Genomic DNA, 18,113 nt, shown 5'->3' with positions numbered 1-18,113 from the left:
TCTAATCCTCCCAGATAATTCTTTCTGGTTTTATAATTACACCATTGCCAAAGCCTATTCCAACTATTTTCCCTGTTTTATCTTTAACCTTTACCCATCCTGCAGGAACAATTCCTGAGGGAATTTTTATAGAGTTTCCATTAATAAATCTTCTCGCCAGTGTATCATCCACTGTGACAGATGGTATAAAATATAAAGCTCTGTCAATGGAAAGTAGCCAGTTATCAGGCTGAAGGCTTAAGGCTGAAGAAAGAAGCAAGTCAAGACTAATGGAATCCTCAACTTTAAACTGTCCAATTCTTGTTCTTTCCAGTTCTACTATATGAGCACCCATGCCAAGTTCTTCACCAATCTCATGACAGAGAGTTCTTACATATGTGCCTTTACTGCATACAACCCTGAATGTGACAAACGGAGGATTGAATTCTTCAATGTTAAATGAGTGGATAAAAACTTTTTTTGGCTTTCTTTCTACCTCAATTCCTTTTCTTGCAAGTTTATGAAGAGGCTGTCCTTTAACTTTGACTGCTGAATACATTGGCGGAGTTTGCATGATTTCACCTTTGTATTTTATAAGTATTTTTTCTAATTCTGTCCTGTTGATGTTAAAATTCTCAACCTGTTTTATGACCTTTCCTTCAGCATCATGTGTATCTGTTGAAATCCCGAATCTTGCTTTAAAAACATACTCTTTTTCAAGTTCCATTAATAAAGGAGCGATCTTTGTAGCTTCATTTACACATACAAGCAGAATGCCTGTTGCCATTGGGTCAAGAGTTCCAGCATGACCTGCTTTTTTTGCCTTTAAAATCTTTTTTATTTTTGTAACAGCATCCTGACTTGTAATTCCCTTTGATTTATTAAGAACTACCACTGCGTTCATAAACCCTTATTGGACCTATTCCCTTTAATTCAAAAATTACAAGGAAACTGAATTCAGAGGTCTGCCTTCCCTGTATTTCCACAGGTCTTCTTGTTATTGAGATATTTGCTGCCCAGCATTTCTCAGCATATCTTAAATTTAATGAACTATCCCTTAATCCAGCTCCTTTAGCATCATAGTTTACATTTGCTGTAAATGACCACTTTTCTGATAGTTTTTTCACCAATGTCATAGCATAGGTTTTTATGCCACCTTCCTTTTCCTGAGAACTATACTGGTCTCTTAGTGTGGGAGACCAGATATAAGCAGGAGAGAGAGCTTCATTTCTTGTATATCGCTCACTGAAAGATAAAGATGTTTCCTCATCTGGAGAAAAGCCTATGTAGCTGTTAAATCTTTCCATTCTTTTTTTTGTAATGTTCTGATATGTATCAAATCCAAAGCTTATTTTCCAGAATGATATTCTTCCTTCAAGAAGAACAGGATAAAGTTTATCCCATTCATTTTTTGCTCTGAAGTCATATACCTGCGTAATTCTCGCTTCAGCAGTCAAGGTTTTAAGATTAATTTTATTATAAACTCCAGCCCTTAAAAGTGCTGTATTGTCAATTAGCTCAGAACTCTTTAAAATTGGCGGTTTACCATTGGCTGCAATAAAAACTCCTTCTAAAAAGGGTTCAATGAAATGAGTAAAATTTTCTCCTCTTTTATAAAGCCTTATAAAGGTTTTTGCATCATACTGAATCATTTCCCTGTGAGAGGTATCCTCATAGGGAGAAGTTTTTTCAAGATTGTAAAAGATTTCATTTAATCCGAGCGTTTGTGTTAATTTAATAGCATCTCCTATTGTATGGGTTATCTGAGGACTTATCTCAAATCTCTGTCCTTTAAGTCCATCTTCTTTATAAAATTCAGCCACATTGGTATTAAAATTTACATTAAATTGTCCAAGTCTGTATGGATAAATCACATATCCAAGCTCTGTTTTTACTGGAGGGCTTGTGCTTCCCTCTTTTAAATCTTTCCATCCCTGCCCAACTAAATAAAATCTTGATTGAACTCCTGGAACAGAAAGCTCTACAGAGGACTGTAAAAATCTGTCATATCTTGCTGAGAGATCCTTACTGTATTCTTTAAAAAGATATGTATTTGAAGCTGAGCGCACATCTCCATATTCTCTGTAAAAATCATTTTTATTGACATAGTTTATATCTGCAAGAATGTCAAGTCCTTTAAATTTTTGAAGATGAATTCCTCTTAACTCAATATAGTCTTTGTTAAGTTTTCTGTCTTTAATTTGATATCCATACCACATTCCTTTTGTGTCAAAATCAAGGTATCTGTATTCAATTCCTTTGCCGAGTCCAATTTTTGAAAAATAATCAAGATAAAATGTGGCATCTTTATTGCTATCAATTACAAGATAATAGGCTGGGCTGAAACGAAATCCACGTGTATTTGAATTTCCTAATTTAAAAGGTAGAAATCCTGATTTTTTTGTGCTTCCTCCAGGTCCCCAGAACACAGGAGAAAAAAGAATGGGTACATCTTTTACTTTAAAGGTAGTAATTTTTGATGTTAATGTATCATCAACCACAAGGTCAACAAATTCTCCTGTAAAACACCATGGTTGAGCACTGTCTGGCTCTGGTTCACATGTGGAAAATGTGGCTTTTTTAGCTTTGTATTTTATTTCACTTAGCCTTTCAATCTCTGCTCCTTTTATCCACATATCCTGCTTTTTTATATGAAGAAGAGCGTTTTTTAAAACTCCTGTTTTTTTATCTCTATTAAATTTTCCTTCTTCTGCCCATGTTGTTATTTCATCATCGTTGTAATAGAGGTCTCCATAGGCTTCTATTTCACCGGTATTTTCATAGTAAATTACTTTCTGAGCTTTAAGATCAAATGTTCCGTCACTCATATAAACATCACCGATTGCAATAATTTTTTTTTCTTCTTCAAATCGTTCCAGTGTATCAGAGATTATCTCCATAGAGAATGAAACAGAAGCTTTTAAAAGAATTATTAATATGATGAATAAGACAGTTTTTGACCAGCCTTTGAATCCCTTTGAGTCGTATTTCATATAAGCTCTCCAAGTCTTCTATGCAGTATTTTCTCACCGAGATACTCTTTCAGTTCACCAATCAGATAAGTTGAGCCTGTGCAGAGAAGATATAACTCAGGATTATTTTCACATATGGAAATCCCTTTTTTAAATGCTTCTATTGGGTCACCTATAAAGAAATCAATTATTGAAGCACAATTTTTATTTAATCCCTCATATGTAAGAGCCCTTTCATAATGAGGCACTGTAAAAATTATTTTATGACAATAATCTTTAAAGCAATCAATGAATCCACATACATCTTTATCTTTCATCATCCCAAAAACTATCACAGGCTTTTTATCTGTAAGAGCTTTTAGTGATTTTACTAAAGCCTCAGAAGCCGCTGGATTATGCGCTATGTCAAAAATTATAAGTGGATGCTTTGATATAACTTCAAGCCTTCCCTGTAATCTGACATTTTTAAGTCCTTCTTTAATTAAACTTTCATTCCATTGAGGATAGGCGTTCATAAAAGCTTTTAATGCTACAGAGGCATTTTCCAGTTGATGGAATCCTGTAAGAGGCAAGAACAAGGAGGGGCACCCCAAAAATTCTATCGAGTTTTTGGGGACCCCTTTTTGGGGACCCGCCAAGGCTAAAGAGTTAAAAACAAAGCTAATTCCTTCTAAATTCATTGATTTAAGCTCAGCTGAAAAATCTTTTCCGTATGTAAACACCGGACAGCCAAGCTCACTGGCTTTTTTATAAATCTCTTTTTCTGCCTGAGGATTTTGCTTTGATGTGATAACAGGAGCTCCCTTTTTTATAATTCCAGCTTTTTCTCTGGCAATGGAGTTTATATCAGATCCGAGAAAATTTTGATGATCAACTCCGATGCTGGTAATTACAGAAACAACAGGTGTTACTACATTTGTAGCATCAAGTCTACCTCCCATACCTGTTTCAATGACTGCGTATTCAACTCTTTTTTCTTTAAAATAAAGAAAAGCCATTATGGTAACATACTCAAAAAATGTAAGATCTTCTGAAAATGGTTTAATTTTTTCAATTAATCTTACAACTTCCTGTTCAGAGATTTCTCTATCATTAACGATTATTCTTTCTGTAAATCTTGTAAGATGCGGAGATGTGAAAAGCCCTGTATTTAATCCGTGAGTCCTTAAAAGAGTGTAAATTATTCTGGAAACAGAACCCTTTCCATTTGTTCCTGCAATATGAATTGATTTAAAGCTTTTATGGGGATTGCCAAGTTTTTCCAGCACTGAAAAAACTCTTTCAAGTCCTAATTTTATGCCATTTGTTCTTTTTTTATAAAGCTCACTTATCAACTCTTTATATTTCTCTGTCATGCCTTCAGGAATTCTGTCCTGAGAAAGGACAATTTAAAACAGCCTCTGTTCTTTTTTCCTTGTTGTTATTAGAGGAACTGTTGAGATTATAAGAGCTTGATGTTGGCATAATAATCTCAATTAGCTTGTAAATTGTATTTTTCAGCTCCTTTCTTTCCACAACAATATCAACCATTCCGTGTTCAAGCAAGAATTCAGCCCTCTGAAATCCTTCGGGAAGTTGCTGCTTTATGGTTTCTTGAATAACTCTTGGTCCTGCAAAGCCTATGAGACTGCGGGGTTCTGCAATGATTACATCACCGAGCATGGCAAAAGATGCTGTAACGCCTCCAAAGGTGGGATCAGCCAGGACAGAGATATACAGTATGCTTGCTTCTTTAAGTTTACCGATTGCCTGTGCTGTTTTAGCCATCTGCATCAGTGAAAACATTCCTTCCTGCATTCTTGCTCCACCAGATGATGATATGATAATTAAAGGAACTCTTCGCTCTAATGCTCTTTCAGCAGCTCTGGTTACTTTTTCTCCAACCACTGTTCCCATGCTTCCACCCATGAAGGAAAAATCAAGAACAGCTATTACCACATCTCTTCCATTGATTTTTGCATCACCATATATAGCTGCTTCTTTAAGCCCTGTCTTTTTTTCATTTTCAATAAGTCGCTCTTTATATGGCATTGTATCGTTAAACTCAAGGGGATCAGGGCTTTTAAGTTCAGGGTCTAATTCTATAAAACTTCCATTGTCTGTGATAAGGGAGATTCTCTCTTTTGCTGAAATTCTGAAATGATACTGACATTTTGGACAAACCTTAAGATTGTTTTCAAGCTCTTTGCGATAAATTATTTCCTTGCAGTTTTCACATTTTACCCACAATCCTTCAGGAATTTTTACTTTTTTTTCTATTTTTGGCTCTTTTCTTTTAAACCATGCCATTATATTGCCTCTCTAAGTAATTTAATAAATTCATAAGCCTCTTCAGGTTTTTCATGAAAAATCTTTACAATAGCGCTTCCTATAATTACTCCATCAGCAAATTGGGCTACATATTTAGCTTCACGAGGCTCACTGACTCCAAAGCCTATGCAAACAGGTTTCCCAAAACTTTTAACAAAATTTATATGCTCATTGAAACTGCTGTCAAGTCTGAGTTCAGTGCCAGTTATTCCTGTTATTGAGACATAGTAAACAAATCCAGTGGAAGCTTTTACAACTTTTTTTACTCTTTTAGATGTTGATGTAGGCGCTACGAGAAAAATAGTATCAATACCGTATGCCCTGGCAAAATCTCTGTAAATCTTAGATTCTTCTACTGTAAGGTCAGGGAATATTACTCCTGCCACATTAACCGTGCTTGCATCCTGAAAAAACTTTTCTATTCCGTAGCAGAAAACAGGATTTAGATAGGTCATTAAAATTATGGGGGTATCAATGTTTCCTTTAAAATCATGTAAAAAACTAATTATTTTTTTTAGAGTTGTTCCAGAGTTTAATGCCCGCTCTGCTGCTCTCTGGATTGTTGGTCCATCAGCAAGGGGATCTGTAAAGGGCACACCAACTTCAATAAGGTCAGCACCTGCCTCACTTAAAAGCTTTAGCCTTTTTGCAGTTTCATCAAGGCTGGGATCTCCTGCCATGATATAGGGTATAAATGCTTTTTTGCCCTGTTTTTTTATATTTTCAAGCTTTTTTCTTACAGTAAACCCATTCATAAAGAAATTCCCCTTATCCTTGCTACTTCCTGAACATCCTTGTCTCCTCTTCCAGAGAGGTTTACGATTATTATTGAATCTTTTGGCATCTTAGGTGCAATCTTAACTGCTTCAGCCACTGCATGGGCAGACTCCAGAGCAGGAATAATTCCTTCAAGCCTGCTTAAAAGCTCAAATGCCTCTAAAGCCTCATCATCTGTTGCATAGGTATAGGTTACTCTGCCTGTATCTTTGAGATAGGCATGTTCAGGTCCCACAGAGGCATAATCAAGTCCAGCACTTACAGAGTGAGTCTGAAGAATATTTCCATCTTCATTTTCAAGAACATAGCTGAGGCAGCCCTGAAAAATTCCCTTTGTACCTTGTGCAAATCTTGCTGCATGAAGACCTGTCTCAATGCCCTTGCCACCAGCTTCAACGCCAATCATTTTTACATCTTTATCACCTAAGAAAGCACCGAAAAGTCCTATGGAGTTACTTCCTCCTCCAACGCAGGCAATTAAAATCCTGGGAAGTTTGCCTTCTTTTTGAATTATCTGCTTTTTTGCTTCTCTTCCAATAACACTCTGAAAATATTTAACAAGAAGCGGATAAGGATGAGGTCCAAAAACAGTGCCTAAAACATAGTGAGTTGTCCGCACATTTGTAGTCCAGTCTCTTAATGCTTCATTTATGGCATCCTTTAAGGTTTTTGAACCTGTATCAACAGGAATAACCCTCGCACCAAGAAGATTCATTCTGAAGACATTAAGCTTTTGCCTTCTGATATCCTCACTGCCCATGTATATGTCACAGCTAAGTCCTGCAAGAGCAGCACCTGTGGCAGTAGCTACACCATGCTGACCAGCTCCTGTTTCAGCAATAATTCTTTGTTTTTTCATTAATCTGCTGGCAAGTAAAGCCTGCCCAAGAGCATTGTTTATTTTATGAGCTCCTGTATGGGCAAGATCTTCTCTTTTAAGATATATCTTTGCTCCGCCAAGATGTTCAGTTAATCTCTGAGCAAAGTAAAGTGGAGTAGGGCGACCCACATAGTCTTTAAGTAATGCTTCAAATTCAGCATTAAAATTTTTATCCCTTTTTGCTCTCTGAAAAGCTTTCTCAAGCTCTTCAAGGGCAGGCATTAATGTTTCAGGAACAAAACAGCCTCCATAATTGCCAAAATATCCTCTTTTTTTACCCATGAAAAGTATTATAGCATGAAGATTTTAAGTTTTGCATTTGGCAGATAATGTTCCCTTGAAAATTCAATCGGGGCGAGTGGATTTGAACCACCGACTCCCTGCTCCCAAGGCAGGTGCGCTATCCAAGCTGCGCTACGCCCCGATATTCTTTAAATTACAAGAAAGCATTGAAAAAAGTCAAATTGTTAACACAGTATAAAATTTAGTATTATATATCAAATACCTTTGAGGAGGTGTAATATGTTGGAAAATATTAAATGGTTTGGGCACGATACTTTTAAAATTACTGGAGAAAAAATTATTTACACTGATCCATTTCAGATTAAAAAACCTGACAGGGCTGACATTATTCTTGTTACTCATGAACATTATGATCACTTTAGCCCTGATGACATTAAAAAACTTTTAACTCCTGATACAATTGTTGTGCTTCCAAAGGATTGCTCAGGCAAGATTAAGGCAAAAGAAGTTATTGTTAAACCAGGAGATAAAATTAATGTAGAAGGCATAGAAATAGAAGCTGTTCCATCTTACAATACAAATAAAAAATTTCATCCCAAGGAGAAAGAATGGGTTGGATATATTTTTAAAGTAATGGGTAAAAGAATTTATATTGCTGGAGATACAGATTATATTCCAGAGATGAAAACTTTTAAAGATATTGATATTGCTTTGCTTCCTGTTTCAGGCACTTATGTTATGACTGCAGATGAAGCTGTGCAGGCTGCGATGGATATTAAACCTAAAATAGCAATTCCCATGCACTATGGAAGTATTGTTGGTTCTGAAAAGGATGCACAAGAGTTTGCTAAAAAACTTAAAGGCAAAATAGAAGTCATAATACTTAAACCCGAGGAGTAAGAGCATGGAATTTACAGGTGAAGATTTAAAGAAGTCATTACGTTCTGGATTGGAAATCGGAAAAGAAATCGTGGTCTATGATGAGGTTGAATCAACCAATTCTAAGGCAAATGAGCTTTTAAAACAGGGTTATCCTTCTGGAACAGTGGTGATTGCGGACAGACAAACAAAAGGCAAAGGTAGATTGGGCAGGAAATGGATTTCACCTTCAGGGAAAAATCTTTATATGAGCATTGCTCTAAAACCAGATATTCCTCCAAAATATGCTACACTGCTTACTTTAACAAGTGTTGTGGCTTGTACAACAGCATTAAGAAGATATACTGACATACCTGTGATGATTAAATGGCCTAATGATATGCTGATTGATGATAAAAAGATCGGTGGAATTCTTACAGAAATGAAGATTGAAGGAGAAAAAATAAAGTCCGCTATTGTTGGTATTGGTATTAATGTAAATATGACAGAAGAAGATATTCCGGAAGAGATTAAAGAGATAGCTACTTCTCTTAAAATATACAAGGGAGAAGATTTTTCAAGGGAGGTTCTTACAGTGGAGATAATTAAAGAATTTGATAAATGGTATCAATTGCTTGAAAAAAGGCAGAGAAAAACAATTATTGACCGATGGATGCAGCTCAGTGGCACCATAGGAAGACAGGTTAAGATAATTTTAGCAGATAGACAGCTCGTTGCTACAGCTGAAGCAATAGATGAGGAGGGTAGACTTATAGTAAAACTCAGTGATGGAACATATGAAAAAATCTGTGCAGGAGATGTTACTTTACTCAGAGCAAAGTAAACTCGTGGCAATTAAAATAGGGAATTCCACAGTGAATTTCGCTTTTTTTAAAAGGCTTTACAATTCTGATTTTGATATGATTTCTTTTCATACAAAGGAGATACTAAATTGGGATTATGACAATTTTTCTCGTTTTTTCAGTAATCATCAGAATTGTGATTGCATAGTTTGTTCTGTTGTGCCTGAACTTACAGAAAAATTTTTTTCTTTTTTAAAAGGATGTTACAGCAAAGTAATTGTCATAACCCATGAAACTCCTTCCGGACTGGTTTTAAGGATTCGTAATCCAGAGTCTTTTGGAGTTGACAGAGTTGCTGCTGCAGTTGCTGCACATGAATTATTAAGAGAAAATGTGGCAGTTGTAGATGCTGGAACAGCTACCACAATAACAGTTGTCACTGAGGAAGGAGAAGTTCTTGGAGGAGCAATAATGCCAGGTTTGGGCACAATGAATTATTCTCTTAAAGAAAAAACAGCCAGCTTACCAGTCGTTGACCTAAAAAAAGATTTTGATATTCCCGGGATAGATACTCATTCAGCAATTCTTAGTGGAATAATTCTTGGCACAGTATATGCTATTGAAGGAATAATAGAGGATATTGAAAAAAAAATAAACCATAAACTCAAAATTGTTTTAACCGGTGGATATTCTCAGTTACTTTCAAAATACATGCATAAAAAACATTTATTGAATAAACATCTTGTAATTGAGGGTATGAGATTGATATACTTAAGAAACATTAAAAATTAGGAGGGTATTATGAAGTTTCAGAAGATTCTTTTACCAACAGATTTTTCAGATGAGTCATTGTATGCTCTTTCTTATGCTGTAGATCTTGCAAAAATGTTTAATGCAAAGTTATATCTCCTCCATGTTATCTACGATATTGAGAAAGCATCAAATCTTCATATTCCTCATCCATCAATAACAGAGCTTTATAAGGATCTTGAAGCGCATGCTAAAAAGAATCTTGACAGTTTTGGCGTTGATATGCTTGAAGACTTCAAAAATGTTGAAACTGCTGTATTAAGAGGTATTCCATATGAGGAAATTATTAAGTATGCAAAAGAAAATAATATTGATTTAATTATTATTGGAACACTTCCAAGAAGTGGTGTGGAAAGATTTTTTGTAGGCAGTACCACCCAGAGAGTTATTAGAAATGCTCCATGCCCTGTACTGGTTGTAACCAAGAAGCAATGAGAACACTACCCTTTGGCTTGGCTAAGGGTAAAAGAAAAGAGTATTGATGGAATGCCAGGTTTTGGTTGTTGGTGGAGGACCAGCTGGCAGTACTGTTTCAAGGTTACTTGCAGAAAAAGGGATAGAAACTGTTTTAATTGAAAAGAATCTTTCATTTAATAAGCCCTGTGGAGGAGGCATTCCATCTGCAGGGCTAAAAGAATTTAATATTTTAAGTGAAGTTCAAAAAGAGGTTGAGTTTAACAAAGTAACAAAAGTAAAAATATTTCCTCCATTTTCAGAACCAATAGAAGTTTCACTTAAAGATGGAGAAATTCTGATTTTTAATCGCCAGAGCTTTGATTCATTTTTAAGAAAACTTTCTGCAAACCAAGGTGCAAAAGTTATTGAAGCAGAGCTGGTAAATATAGAAAATCTCAACAATAAATTTAAATCAACTGTAAGAGAAAGAACAGGTAAAGTTATGCAAATCTATTCTGAATATATCATTGCTGCTGATGGAGTTAATTCAAAGATTTGCACGCTTACAGGATTGCCAAAACCTGAGTATTACTGGACAGTAAGCCTTCATATTCCTGCAGATTCACAAACAAAAGACACATGCGAATTCTGGTTTGGTAATGCCCATGCTTCATTTTTTTATTCATGGGTTTTTCCTGGTACAAACTATTTATCTGTTGGAACTGGTTCAGAGGATATTAGAAAGCTAAAGAGTCTTATTGAAGCTTTTCTTAAAAAAAGATTTGCGCTGCATGTAGATTATTTTCAATTGAGAGCTTATAAGATTCCGAGATGGAAAAAAAGAAAGTTTTTTATGGACAAAATTCTTTTTTGTGGAGATGCTTTAGGCACTGTAATGCCTGTTTCTTTTGAAGGAATATATTATTCTATGAAATCAGCTCAATTTGCCTCAGAAGCGATAATTCAAAAAGATTTAAAATTATATGAAAAGCTCTGGAATGAGAGTTTTTTGAGACAATTTAACATGATGAAGAAGTTTCAGGATTTTATGTTTGGCAGTGATGAAAGAATGGATCGCTGGCTTAATATTCACAGAGACCCTGCTATTCAGGAGCTTGCAATGGCATTATGGTTAAGAAAAAAGCATGGAAAAAAACTTATTCCGCTTTATTTAAAAGCTTTCGGAAGCCTCATTTCAAGAATTGCTCAATTTAAGATAAAATAAAATTGTGAAGAAAGCTTTAATTTATTCCTGTATTTTTCATATTTTGCTGTTTATCTTTATCCTGATTTTGCAGGACTATTTTAAACCTGCCAAGCCTCAAGAAGCTGTATCAGTGATAATTGTGCCTTTATCTTCTCAGATGCCCAAAATTGCACCATCTTTAAAAACTCCTCAACCAAAACATCTTGAAAAGCTTCCTCCTATAAGAGAGTCAAAACAGCCAAAATATTTAACTGCTACTCCAAAGGGTATTCAGGGACAGAGTATGGAAAAACAGAAAGAAATGGTTTCTTCAGGCAGTTTGAAGACAGAAAAACAGTTTAAAGAATTAACTCCTTCACAGTCTCCAGATATTTTTGATAAAGATGTAATTGCCAGGCTTTCAAGAAAATCTCAGAAAAGTCAGGAATTAGAACAATCACAGGGATTAAGTTTTTCAGCTAAGGAATTCAATGACTGGGGATATCTTGAAAGGCTAAAGGAAAAAATAGAAAGGGTCTGGCAGTATCCTCCTCAGGCTGCAGCTCGGGGCATATATGGTGATCTCTATATAAGATTTACAATTGACAAAAAAGGCAAACTTGTCTCTATAGAACTTATAAGAACTTCAGGCTACAGAATGCTTGATGATGCAGCAATAAAAGCACTTAAAGATGCTGAACCATTTTGGCCTTTACCTAATGATTGGCAGAAAGATAGCCTAACAATAACAGGACATTTTATCTATACACTGCACGGCTTTTATCTAAGGTAAATTCTGTCTGAATTCTTGGAGCATCAAGCCATAGTCTTTCAAGATCATAAAATCTTCTTGTTTCTTCCAGAAATATATGAACAATTACATCGCCATAATCCATCAAAACCCAGTGAGCATAAGAAAAGCCTTCTACAGCATAGGGTTTGTATCCCTCAACCTTCATAGTTTCTTCTAAATATTCTGTAAGGGCTTTTACCTGTGTTGTACTTTCAGCAGAACATATAACAAAGTAATCAGTGATTATAGTAAGGTCTTTAAGCTCAAGAATTGTAATATCCTGTGCTTTTTTATCGTAAAGTAATTTTGCTGTTTTTAAAGCCTTTTCTTTTGAATCCATCTGTTTAATTATATCACATTTCTTTATGAAAACTTCCATTCAACTAAAAAACTCACCAGTGAAACTGAAACAATGGAAGCTGTTTCTGCTTTTAAAATTCTTTTACCAAGTGATGCTATTTTTATCTTTTTTTCCTCTGCCTGAGCAACTTCTTTGTAGGTGAAGCCTCCTTCTGGTCCGATCAATAAAAATATATCCTCGTGGGGATTAATCTCAGATATTATTTGAATTAAAGGAGTTTCTGCTTTTTCCCAGAAAAGAATTCCATTTTTTATGTTTTCAATCAATTCAAAGAAAAATATGAGATCACTTATCTCAGGAACAATGCTTCTTTGTGCCTGCTTAGAAGCTTCTTTTGCTATTTTTCTCCATCTTTCAATCTTACGGGTCTCCTTCACAACACATCTTTCACTTACAAAGGGAATTATTTTTTTTACTCCCAGCTCTGTTGCTTTCTGTATAACCATTTCCATTTTTTCACCTTTAAGAACTGCCTGACATAAAACTATTGAAAATGAATTTTCTGTGTGAATTTTTTCCTCTTCAATAACTTCTATTTTTCTGTCATCAATTATTCTTGCCTTAAAACTTTTCCCTCTACCATCAAAGATTGAAATAATATCTCTCCTATGACATCTTAAAACATTGAAAATATATCTTCTGTCTTCCTTTGAAAGCTCTATAATTTTTCCTGGGAGGATTTCAGAGTATTGAATGCATAATCTTGGATTGCTCATTGAACAACTTCAGTGCCAACACCTCTTTGAGTAAAAATTTCAAGAAGTAAACTATGAGGAATTCTTCCGTCTATTATATGGGTTTTTTTAACATCTCCTTTTAAAGCATTAAGACAGGCATAAACCTTGGGAATCATACCTCCGGTAATAATTTGCTGTTCAACTAATTTTAAAGCTTCTTCCATCTTCAAAGTAGAAAGAAGTTCATTGTTTTCATCAGTTATTCCCTTTACATCAGTAAGCAGTATAAGTTTTTCAGCTTTTACTGCCACTGCAATTGCAGAAGCTACTGTATCAGCGTTTATGTTATAACTTTGTCCAAGTTTATCAAAGCCTATCGGTGCAACAACAGGAATAAAGCCTTTGTCCTGGAGGGTTTCAAGCACTTCTACACAGACTTTTTCTATTTCACCAACAAATCCGAGATCAACTTCTTCATTGTTGATTTTCAAAAGTTTTTTTGTTGTTCTAAGAAGTCTTCCATCTTTACCTGTGAGCCCAACAGCTTTTCCACCATGAGAATTAATAAGTTGAACAATTTCTTTATTTATAATTCCTCCAAGAATCATTTCAACAATCTCCATAGTTTCTTTATCAGTAACTCTGTGACCATGGATGAACTGAGGCTCTTTACCAAGGCGTTTCATTAGTTCAGTAATTTTAGGACCTCCACCATGAACAACAATTGGCTTTATGCCAATAAAATTTAGAAGCACAATATCCTGAGCAAAGGCATCTTTCAGAAAAGGTTCTTTCTGAGCAGCCCCTCCGTATTTTATGACAAAAGTTTTGCCATAAAACTTTCTTATGTAAGGGAGAGCTTCAACAAGAATGCTTGCTTTTTCAAGAAGAATCTCTTCTATATCACTCATTTAGTTCTTCTTATAAATTCTTCAATGTCAAATTCAGTGCTGACAACTTCTTTTGCTCTTATTGCTTTGTCTTTTTCTCTTATCACAGCTTTACCCATAAGTTTTTCCATCCTGTCAACTGCTGTAAATGTATCCAGAGGAGTAACAATAATTGGAATACCTTTTGCTCTGGCAATTCCTGTTACAGTTTCATTAGCATGCATTCCACCAGTAAGTATCAGACACTTTGTGGAGGTTTCCATTGCAACAATCTGAATGTCTGTTCTGTGAATTCCTGTTATGACCGCTTTATTGGGAATTCTTAAAAAGTATGAAAGAGCTGTTTCAGCATCCATTGCTCCAATTGAGAGATTTTCAACAAACTCATCAAGTTTATTCTCGCAGCAGACCAGACCGCCATTTACTGCTTCCATAAGCCTTCTTACTGTAACTGCTTCAAGAAATTTATCTTTCTTAAAAACTCCAAGAACTTTTATTCCTTTCCCTTCCATAAAAGGAATTACCTTTTCTTTAACATGAAGGAATTGCTCAGGAGGAACTTTATTTATCACTGCTCCAATAAATTTATCTAAAGTTAGATGCCTTATGCCAAATACATCATCCATAGCAAGTTCACTATCCCAGTGTTGAATTGCTATAACCCTGCCATCTGTTTCTTTTAACAAGCTTATAGAATCAATTCCAAGAGCAAATCCTTCAAATATGTTATTTGGTCCCACAACAAGCACGAAATCTTTATTGCTTTGCTTTGAAAAGGAATTCAAAACTCTTTCTTTTACTTTTAAATCAGCACCTTCAAAAAGTCTATACTGTGTTTCATAGGTAAAAACAAAGGGAGATATTACACTTAAAGGTTCTTCAAGCCCTAAAAGTTCCTTTATGAAAACAGCTTCTTCATCAAATATTTCTTCACCTTTTTTAATAGGAATTCTTCCAAGTGGTCTTATATAACCTACTTTAAATCCTCGTTCCTTAAGCGTAAGAGCCAGTCCTAAGGCAAAAAAGTTTTTTCCTGTAAAAGCTCTGTTTGATATTATAAAAATTGGTATCATTCTGTCCTCCTTGGTTTTACTACTAAATTATTATCCTTGCATCAAGTCCAATACCACCGTTATAAAATACCATGTATGGATTAATATCAATTTCTTTAATCATAGGAAAATCCATAACCAGCCTTGAAAGTTTTCTTATACAGCTTGCTATGTCATTTTTATCATAGGGTTTTTCACCCCTTATTCCATCAAGGATCCTGCTTGCTTTAATCTCATTTATCATCTCAAAGGCTTCCTCTTCTGTAACAGGAACTATTCTAAAAGAAACATCCTTGAGCACTTCCACATAAATTCCTCCAAGTCCAAACATGAGCATATGTCCGAAAGTTTTATCATAGCTTACACCAAGAATGACTTCTTTACCACCTGAAATCATCTCATAAATCATTACACCTTCTATGTATGCCTCTGGCATAACTCTTTTAACATTTGTTGTTATTTCTACAAAGGCGTTGTAAACAGCTCTGTCATTGTTGAGATTGAGTTTTACTCCACCAACATCTGTTTTATGAAGAATATGAGGTGAGGAAACTTTCATGACCACAGGATAGCCAATTCTTTCTGCAATTGCAACTGCTTCCATAGGAGTTTTTGCCAGAGCTCTCTCAGGGAAAGAAAATCCATAAAGTGACAGTATTTGCATTGCCTCTTCTCCACCAATCTCAGAAATTCCCTGAGATTGCAAGGCAAGAAGAATCTGCCTTACTTTTTCAATGTTTTCAGATGGTATTTCTATTTGAGTTTCATCGGATATTTTTCTCTTTCTAAGTTCTACAAAATCAATAAGTTTTCTATAAGCATTAATTGCTACAGCAGGATCACTAAAAGATGGAATTCGTGACTGTTTTAGTTTATTCACTGCATTTCTTACTCTCTGTCCTCCAATAAATGTGGTAAAAACAGGTTTATCTGTATTATTTGCTGAAGAGATTACAACATCAGCAATGTTGTCAACATCTGTCATTGCCTGAGGAGTAAGAATTACACAGATTCCCTCTACAGCTTCATCTTTAATAGCCTGATCAAGAACAACTTTATATCTTTCTGAGGTTGCATCTCCAATTATATCAACAGGGTTGTAAAGAGAAGCAGTGGGAGGAAGTTTTTCAGCTATTGCATCTATGGATGCTCTGGTCATTGGATCAAGTTTTATCTTGAGGTTATCTGCAGCATCTGCTGCAATAATTCCCGGTCCTCCGGCATTTGTAATAATTAAAAGTCTCCTGCCTCTCGGAGTTTTTCTTGAAATAAACATTTCAGCTGTATCAAATAGTTCTTGAATGCCTGAAGCCCTAATGATACCTGTTTTTCTAAAAGCCTCTGTAAAGGCTCTATCAGAGCCAGCAAGCGCTCCTGTATGACTGGATGCAGCACGAGCACCTGCTTCTGTGGCACCTGATTTTATTAATATTACAGGTTTTATTTTTGTAACTTCCTTAGCTACCTGAAGAAATCTTTTACCATCCACAACATCTTCAATATATCCAAGAATTACATCAGTATCTGAATCTTTTGCAAAGTATTCAAGAAAATCTGTTTCATTAAGGTCAGCTTTATTACCAAAGCTTACAAATTTTGAAAAACCGAAATTGTTTTCTATTGCCCAGTCTATAATTGCAACTCCTAAGGCTCCTGATTGGGAAAAGAAAGCAACTCTTCCAGCTGGAGGCAACTGAGCTGCAAAAGAAGCATTCATCTTATTTTTAGTGTTCATCACACCAAGACAATTAGGCCCAACCATTTTCATTCCTGAAGCTCTTACGATCTGTACAATTTCTTTTTCTCTTGCCACTCCATCACCACCAACTTCTTTAAAACCTGCAGTTATTACAACAACACCTTTGACTCCTGCACGAGCACAATCTTTTAAAGCTTCTGCTACTGCCTTAGCTGGAATTACTATTATGGCAAGATCAACTCTATCCGGTATGGCTGATACAGATGGATAACAGGGTAGTGAAAGTATCTCAGTTCTTGAAGGATTTACAGGATATATTTTACCAGTATATCCATTAATGAGGTTTTTAAGGACAGCATTCCCTACCTTTTTTTCTTCAGCAGAGGCGCCAACAACAGCGATAGAAGCTGGATTAAAAATAAAATCAACCATTTAATAATTTATCATAAAAATATGGTCAAATTAAAGCAAAATTATTCAGTTTTTATAAAATTTTCTTTTGCCTTTATAAGATTGGTAATTGTTTCATTTACAGGCACTGATATATTAACTTCTTTTGCCAAGCTTACAATTGCTCCGTTTAATGCATCTATTTCGGTTTTTTTACCATATTTTATATCATAATACATTGATGGATAATGCTTTGCTGTGGGAGGAACGAGTTTTTCATAAAAATGCTGAAGATATTCTCTGTAATCTTTCCAGTTAAGTTTTATTTTCTTTATTTTTGCTACATTGAAGATTTCTTCAACAATTTTATTCATTATTTTCCTTGTTTCCTCATGCTCTGCAAGACTACCGTAATTGCATTCAAGAATTGCACCCAGAGGATTTAAAGCAGAATTATAAAGAATTTTATCCCACAGTATGGCATAAACATCTTGAGACACCCTTGTAGGAAGTCCTGCTTCATTGAAAACTTTTGCAATTTCAAGTAATTTTACTTCAGAGATTGCTTTATCAGGTTGTCCAATAATTATATCATCGGCAAAGACAGTTACTTCAGCCATTCCTGTTTCAATAATTTTTGCACCAAAAATTATTCTTGAAAGAATCACTCTTTCTTTACCTAAGATAGAGGTTGCTATTTCATAATTTCCATATCCATTCTGAGCAAGTAAAACAAGAGTATTATGTCCTATTATTGGTTTAATCTGATTGATTACTGTTTGAGTGTCATAGGCTTTAACTGAAACAATGATGAGGTCTAAATCTCTATCCTGAATTTGTTCAGTATTTGTAAAAATTTCATCTAACTGAGTTTCTTTTTCTCCAAAAACTCCTTTTATTTTTAGTTTTTTGCCTTTGAAATTATTGATATATTTTTCTTTTGTTAATCCAGAAACAGTATGTCCCATGGATTTAAGACATGTAGCAAAAACTGTTCCCAGAGCACCAAGCCCAACAACAACTATTTTCATATTAAA

At 35.1% G+C, this 18,113-nt stretch carries 18 protein-coding genes and 1 tRNA gene; 6 read left to right on the top strand and 13 right to left on the bottom strand.

Annotated features, from left to right (window positions below):
- Position 1 precedes the first annotated feature (1 nt).
- The 7 genes from truB to ACYQ3X_RS05475 all read right to left on the bottom strand — a co-directional run bounded on the left by truB (position 2) and on the right by ACYQ3X_RS05475 (position 7,342).
- Entirely contained in the window at positions 2-883 is an 882-nt protein-coding gene (gene truB, locus ACYQ3X_RS05505) for a tRNA pseudouridine(55) synthase TruB (protein WP_460180817.1), read from the bottom strand.
- Positions 861-2,972 carry an LPS-assembly protein LptD gene (locus ACYQ3X_RS05500; protein WP_460180816.1) on the bottom strand — a complete coding sequence of 704 codons (2,112 nt, stop codon included), beginning with the start codon at positions 2,970-2,972 and terminating at the stop codon, positions 861-863. The genes truB and ACYQ3X_RS05500 overlap by 23 nt, the downstream gene beginning before the upstream one ends.
- Positions 2,969-4,306: a bifunctional folylpolyglutamate synthase/dihydrofolate synthase gene (locus ACYQ3X_RS05495; RefSeq protein ID WP_460180815.1), complete on the bottom strand. Its 1,338-nt coding sequence runs from the start codon at positions 4,304-4,306 to the stop codon at positions 2,969-2,971. Before ACYQ3X_RS05495 ends, ACYQ3X_RS05500 begins: the two co-directional genes overlap by 4 nt.
- Before the next feature lie 4 nt (positions 4,307-4,310).
- On the bottom strand, positions 4,311-5,240 hold the full coding sequence (gene accD, locus ACYQ3X_RS05490) for an acetyl-CoA carboxylase, carboxyltransferase subunit beta (protein WP_460180814.1): 930 nt from the start codon (positions 5,238-5,240) through the stop codon (positions 4,311-4,313).
- On the bottom strand, positions 5,240-6,016 hold the full coding sequence (gene trpA, locus ACYQ3X_RS05485; RefSeq protein ID WP_460180813.1) for a tryptophan synthase subunit alpha: 777 nt from the start codon (positions 6,014-6,016) through the stop codon (positions 5,240-5,242). The genes accD and trpA overlap by 1 nt, the downstream gene beginning before the upstream one ends.
- A complete protein-coding gene (trpB, locus tag ACYQ3X_RS05480) occupies positions 6,013-7,200 on the bottom strand; it encodes a tryptophan synthase subunit beta (protein ID WP_460180812.1) in 1,188 nt (395 codons plus the stop codon). The genes trpA and trpB overlap by 4 nt, the downstream gene beginning before the upstream one ends.
- Positions 7,201-7,267: 67 nt before the next feature.
- A tRNA-Pro gene (locus ACYQ3X_RS05475) sits at positions 7,268-7,342 on the bottom strand.
- Between the two features lie 98 nt (positions 7,343-7,440).
- Here ACYQ3X_RS05475 and ACYQ3X_RS05470 point away from each other — a divergent pair.
- Genes ACYQ3X_RS05470 through ACYQ3X_RS05445 form a run of 6 tightly spaced genes read left to right on the top strand, consistent with a single transcriptional unit; the run spans position 7,441 to position 12,007 of the window.
- Positions 7,441-8,061, top strand: a complete 621-nt coding sequence (locus ACYQ3X_RS05470) for an MBL fold metallo-hydrolase (RefSeq protein WP_460180811.1) — start codon at positions 7,441-7,443, stop codon at positions 8,059-8,061.
- A 4-nt stretch (positions 8,062-8,065) separates the two neighbouring features.
- Entirely contained in the window at positions 8,066-8,863 is a 798-nt protein-coding gene (locus tag ACYQ3X_RS05465) for a biotin--[acetyl-CoA-carboxylase] ligase (protein ID WP_460180810.1), read from the top strand.
- A complete protein-coding gene (locus ACYQ3X_RS05460; protein WP_460180809.1) occupies positions 8,817-9,614 on the top strand; it encodes a type III pantothenate kinase in 798 nt (265 codons plus the stop codon). The genes ACYQ3X_RS05465 and ACYQ3X_RS05460 overlap by 47 nt, the downstream gene beginning before the upstream one ends.
- A gap of 9 nt (positions 9,615-9,623) precedes the next feature.
- Positions 9,624-10,067 carry a universal stress protein gene (locus tag ACYQ3X_RS05455; protein WP_460180808.1) on the top strand — a complete coding sequence of 148 codons (444 nt, stop codon included), beginning with the start codon at positions 9,624-9,626 and terminating at the stop codon, positions 10,065-10,067.
- A 46-nt stretch (positions 10,068-10,113) separates the two neighbouring features.
- Positions 10,114-11,253 carry a geranylgeranyl reductase family protein gene (locus tag ACYQ3X_RS05450; protein ID WP_460180807.1) on the top strand — a complete coding sequence of 380 codons (1,140 nt, stop codon included), beginning with the start codon at positions 10,114-10,116 and terminating at the stop codon, positions 11,251-11,253.
- Between the two features lie 4 nt (positions 11,254-11,257).
- Positions 11,258-12,007: an energy transducer TonB gene (locus ACYQ3X_RS05445; protein ID WP_460180806.1), complete on the top strand. Its 750-nt coding sequence runs from the start codon at positions 11,258-11,260 to the stop codon at positions 12,005-12,007.
- Here the strand turns inward: ACYQ3X_RS05445 and rsfS are convergent.
- From rsfS to ACYQ3X_RS05415, 6 genes are read right to left on the bottom strand one after another with little or no spacing between them, the layout of a single operon-like run.
- On the bottom strand, positions 11,973-12,386 hold the full coding sequence (gene rsfS / locus ACYQ3X_RS05440; protein ID WP_460180805.1) for a ribosome silencing factor: 414 nt from the start codon (positions 12,384-12,386) through the stop codon (positions 11,973-11,975). The two genes, ACYQ3X_RS05445 and rsfS, sit on opposite strands and share 35 nt — an antisense overlap.
- Positions 12,371-13,084: an RsmE family RNA methyltransferase gene (locus tag ACYQ3X_RS05435; protein WP_460180804.1), complete on the bottom strand. Its 714-nt coding sequence runs from the start codon at positions 13,082-13,084 to the stop codon at positions 12,371-12,373. The genes rsfS and ACYQ3X_RS05435 overlap by 16 nt, the downstream gene beginning before the upstream one ends.
- The gene (gene argB / locus ACYQ3X_RS05430; protein WP_460180803.1) at positions 13,081-13,956 is read right to left on the bottom strand and encodes an acetylglutamate kinase; all 876 of its coding nucleotides are present in this window, start codon (positions 13,954-13,956) and stop codon (positions 13,081-13,083) included. Before argB ends, ACYQ3X_RS05435 begins: the two co-directional genes overlap by 4 nt.
- Positions 13,953-15,008, bottom strand: a complete 1,056-nt coding sequence (locus ACYQ3X_RS05425) for a DRTGG domain-containing protein (RefSeq protein ID WP_460180802.1) — start codon at positions 15,006-15,008, stop codon at positions 13,953-13,955. Before ACYQ3X_RS05425 ends, argB begins: the two co-directional genes overlap by 4 nt.
- Before the next feature lie 22 nt (positions 15,009-15,030).
- Positions 15,031-17,118, bottom strand: coding sequence for an acetate--CoA ligase alpha subunit (gene acs, locus ACYQ3X_RS05420; protein ID WP_460180801.1), 2,088 nt, complete (start codon positions 17,116-17,118; stop codon positions 15,031-15,033).
- 41 nt (positions 17,119-17,159) lie between these two features.
- Positions 17,160-18,107: a ketopantoate reductase family protein gene (locus ACYQ3X_RS05415; RefSeq protein ID WP_460180800.1), complete on the bottom strand. Its 948-nt coding sequence runs from the start codon at positions 18,105-18,107 to the stop codon at positions 17,160-17,162.
- Between the last annotated feature and the right edge of the window lie 6 nt (positions 18,108-18,113).

This window comes from Thermodesulfovibrio sp. TK110 (assembly GCF_054658355.1).
The sequence above is the reverse complement of the archived record's forward strand: the minus strand, read 5'-3'. Positions and strand labels throughout refer to the sequence as shown.

Bases quoted from the DNA above. Each gene is read 5' to 3' on its own strand.
- truB (WP_460180817.1), bottom strand. From the start codon at position 883: ATGAACGCAGTGGTAGTTCTTAATAAATCAAAGGGAATTACAAGTCAG.
- ACYQ3X_RS05500 (WP_460180816.1), bottom strand. From the start codon at position 2,972: ATGAAATACGACTCAAAGGGATTCAAAGGCTGGTCAAAAACTGTCTTA.
- ACYQ3X_RS05495 (WP_460180815.1), bottom strand. From the start codon at position 4,306: ATGACAGAGAAATATAAAGAGTTGATAAGTGAGCTTTATAAAAAAAGA.
- accD (WP_460180814.1), bottom strand. From the start codon at position 5,240: ATGGCATGGTTTAAAAGAAAAGAGCCAAAAATAGAAAAAAAAGTAAAA.
- trpA (WP_460180813.1), bottom strand. From the start codon at position 6,016: ATGAATGGGTTTACTGTAAGAAAAAAGCTTGAAAATATAAAAAAACAG.
- trpB (WP_460180812.1), bottom strand. From the start codon at position 7,200: ATGGGTAAAAAAAGAGGATATTTTGGCAATTATGGAGGCTGTTTTGTT.
- ACYQ3X_RS05470 (WP_460180811.1), top strand. From the start codon at position 7,441: ATGTTGGAAAATATTAAATGGTTTGGGCACGATACTTTTAAAATTACT.
- ACYQ3X_RS05465 (WP_460180810.1), top strand. From the start codon at position 8,066: ATGGAATTTACAGGTGAAGATTTAAAGAAGTCATTACGTTCTGGATTG.
- ACYQ3X_RS05460 (WP_460180809.1), top strand. From the start codon at position 8,817: ATGAAAAAATCTGTGCAGGAGATGTTACTTTACTCAGAGCAAAGTAAA.
- ACYQ3X_RS05455 (WP_460180808.1), top strand. From the start codon at position 9,624: ATGAAGTTTCAGAAGATTCTTTTACCAACAGATTTTTCAGATGAGTCA.
- ACYQ3X_RS05450 (WP_460180807.1), top strand. From the start codon at position 10,114: ATGGAATGCCAGGTTTTGGTTGTTGGTGGAGGACCAGCTGGCAGTACT.
- rsfS (WP_460180805.1), bottom strand. From the start codon at position 12,386: ATGGAAGTTTTCATAAAGAAATGTGATATAATTAAACAGATGGATTCA.
- ACYQ3X_RS05435 (WP_460180804.1), bottom strand. From the start codon at position 13,084: ATGAGCAATCCAAGATTATGCATTCAATACTCTGAAATCCTCCCAGGA.
- argB (WP_460180803.1), bottom strand. From the start codon at position 13,956: ATGAGTGATATAGAAGAGATTCTTCTTGAAAAAGCAAGCATTCTTGTT.
- ACYQ3X_RS05425 (WP_460180802.1), bottom strand. From the start codon at position 15,008: ATGATACCAATTTTTATAATATCAAACAGAGCTTTTACAGGAAAAAAC.
- acs (WP_460180801.1), bottom strand. From the start codon at position 17,118: ATGGTTGATTTTATTTTTAATCCAGCTTCTATCGCTGTTGTTGGCGCC.
- ACYQ3X_RS05415 (WP_460180800.1), bottom strand. From the start codon at position 18,107: ATGAAAATAGTTGTTGTTGGGCTTGGTGCTCTGGGAACAGTTTTTGCT.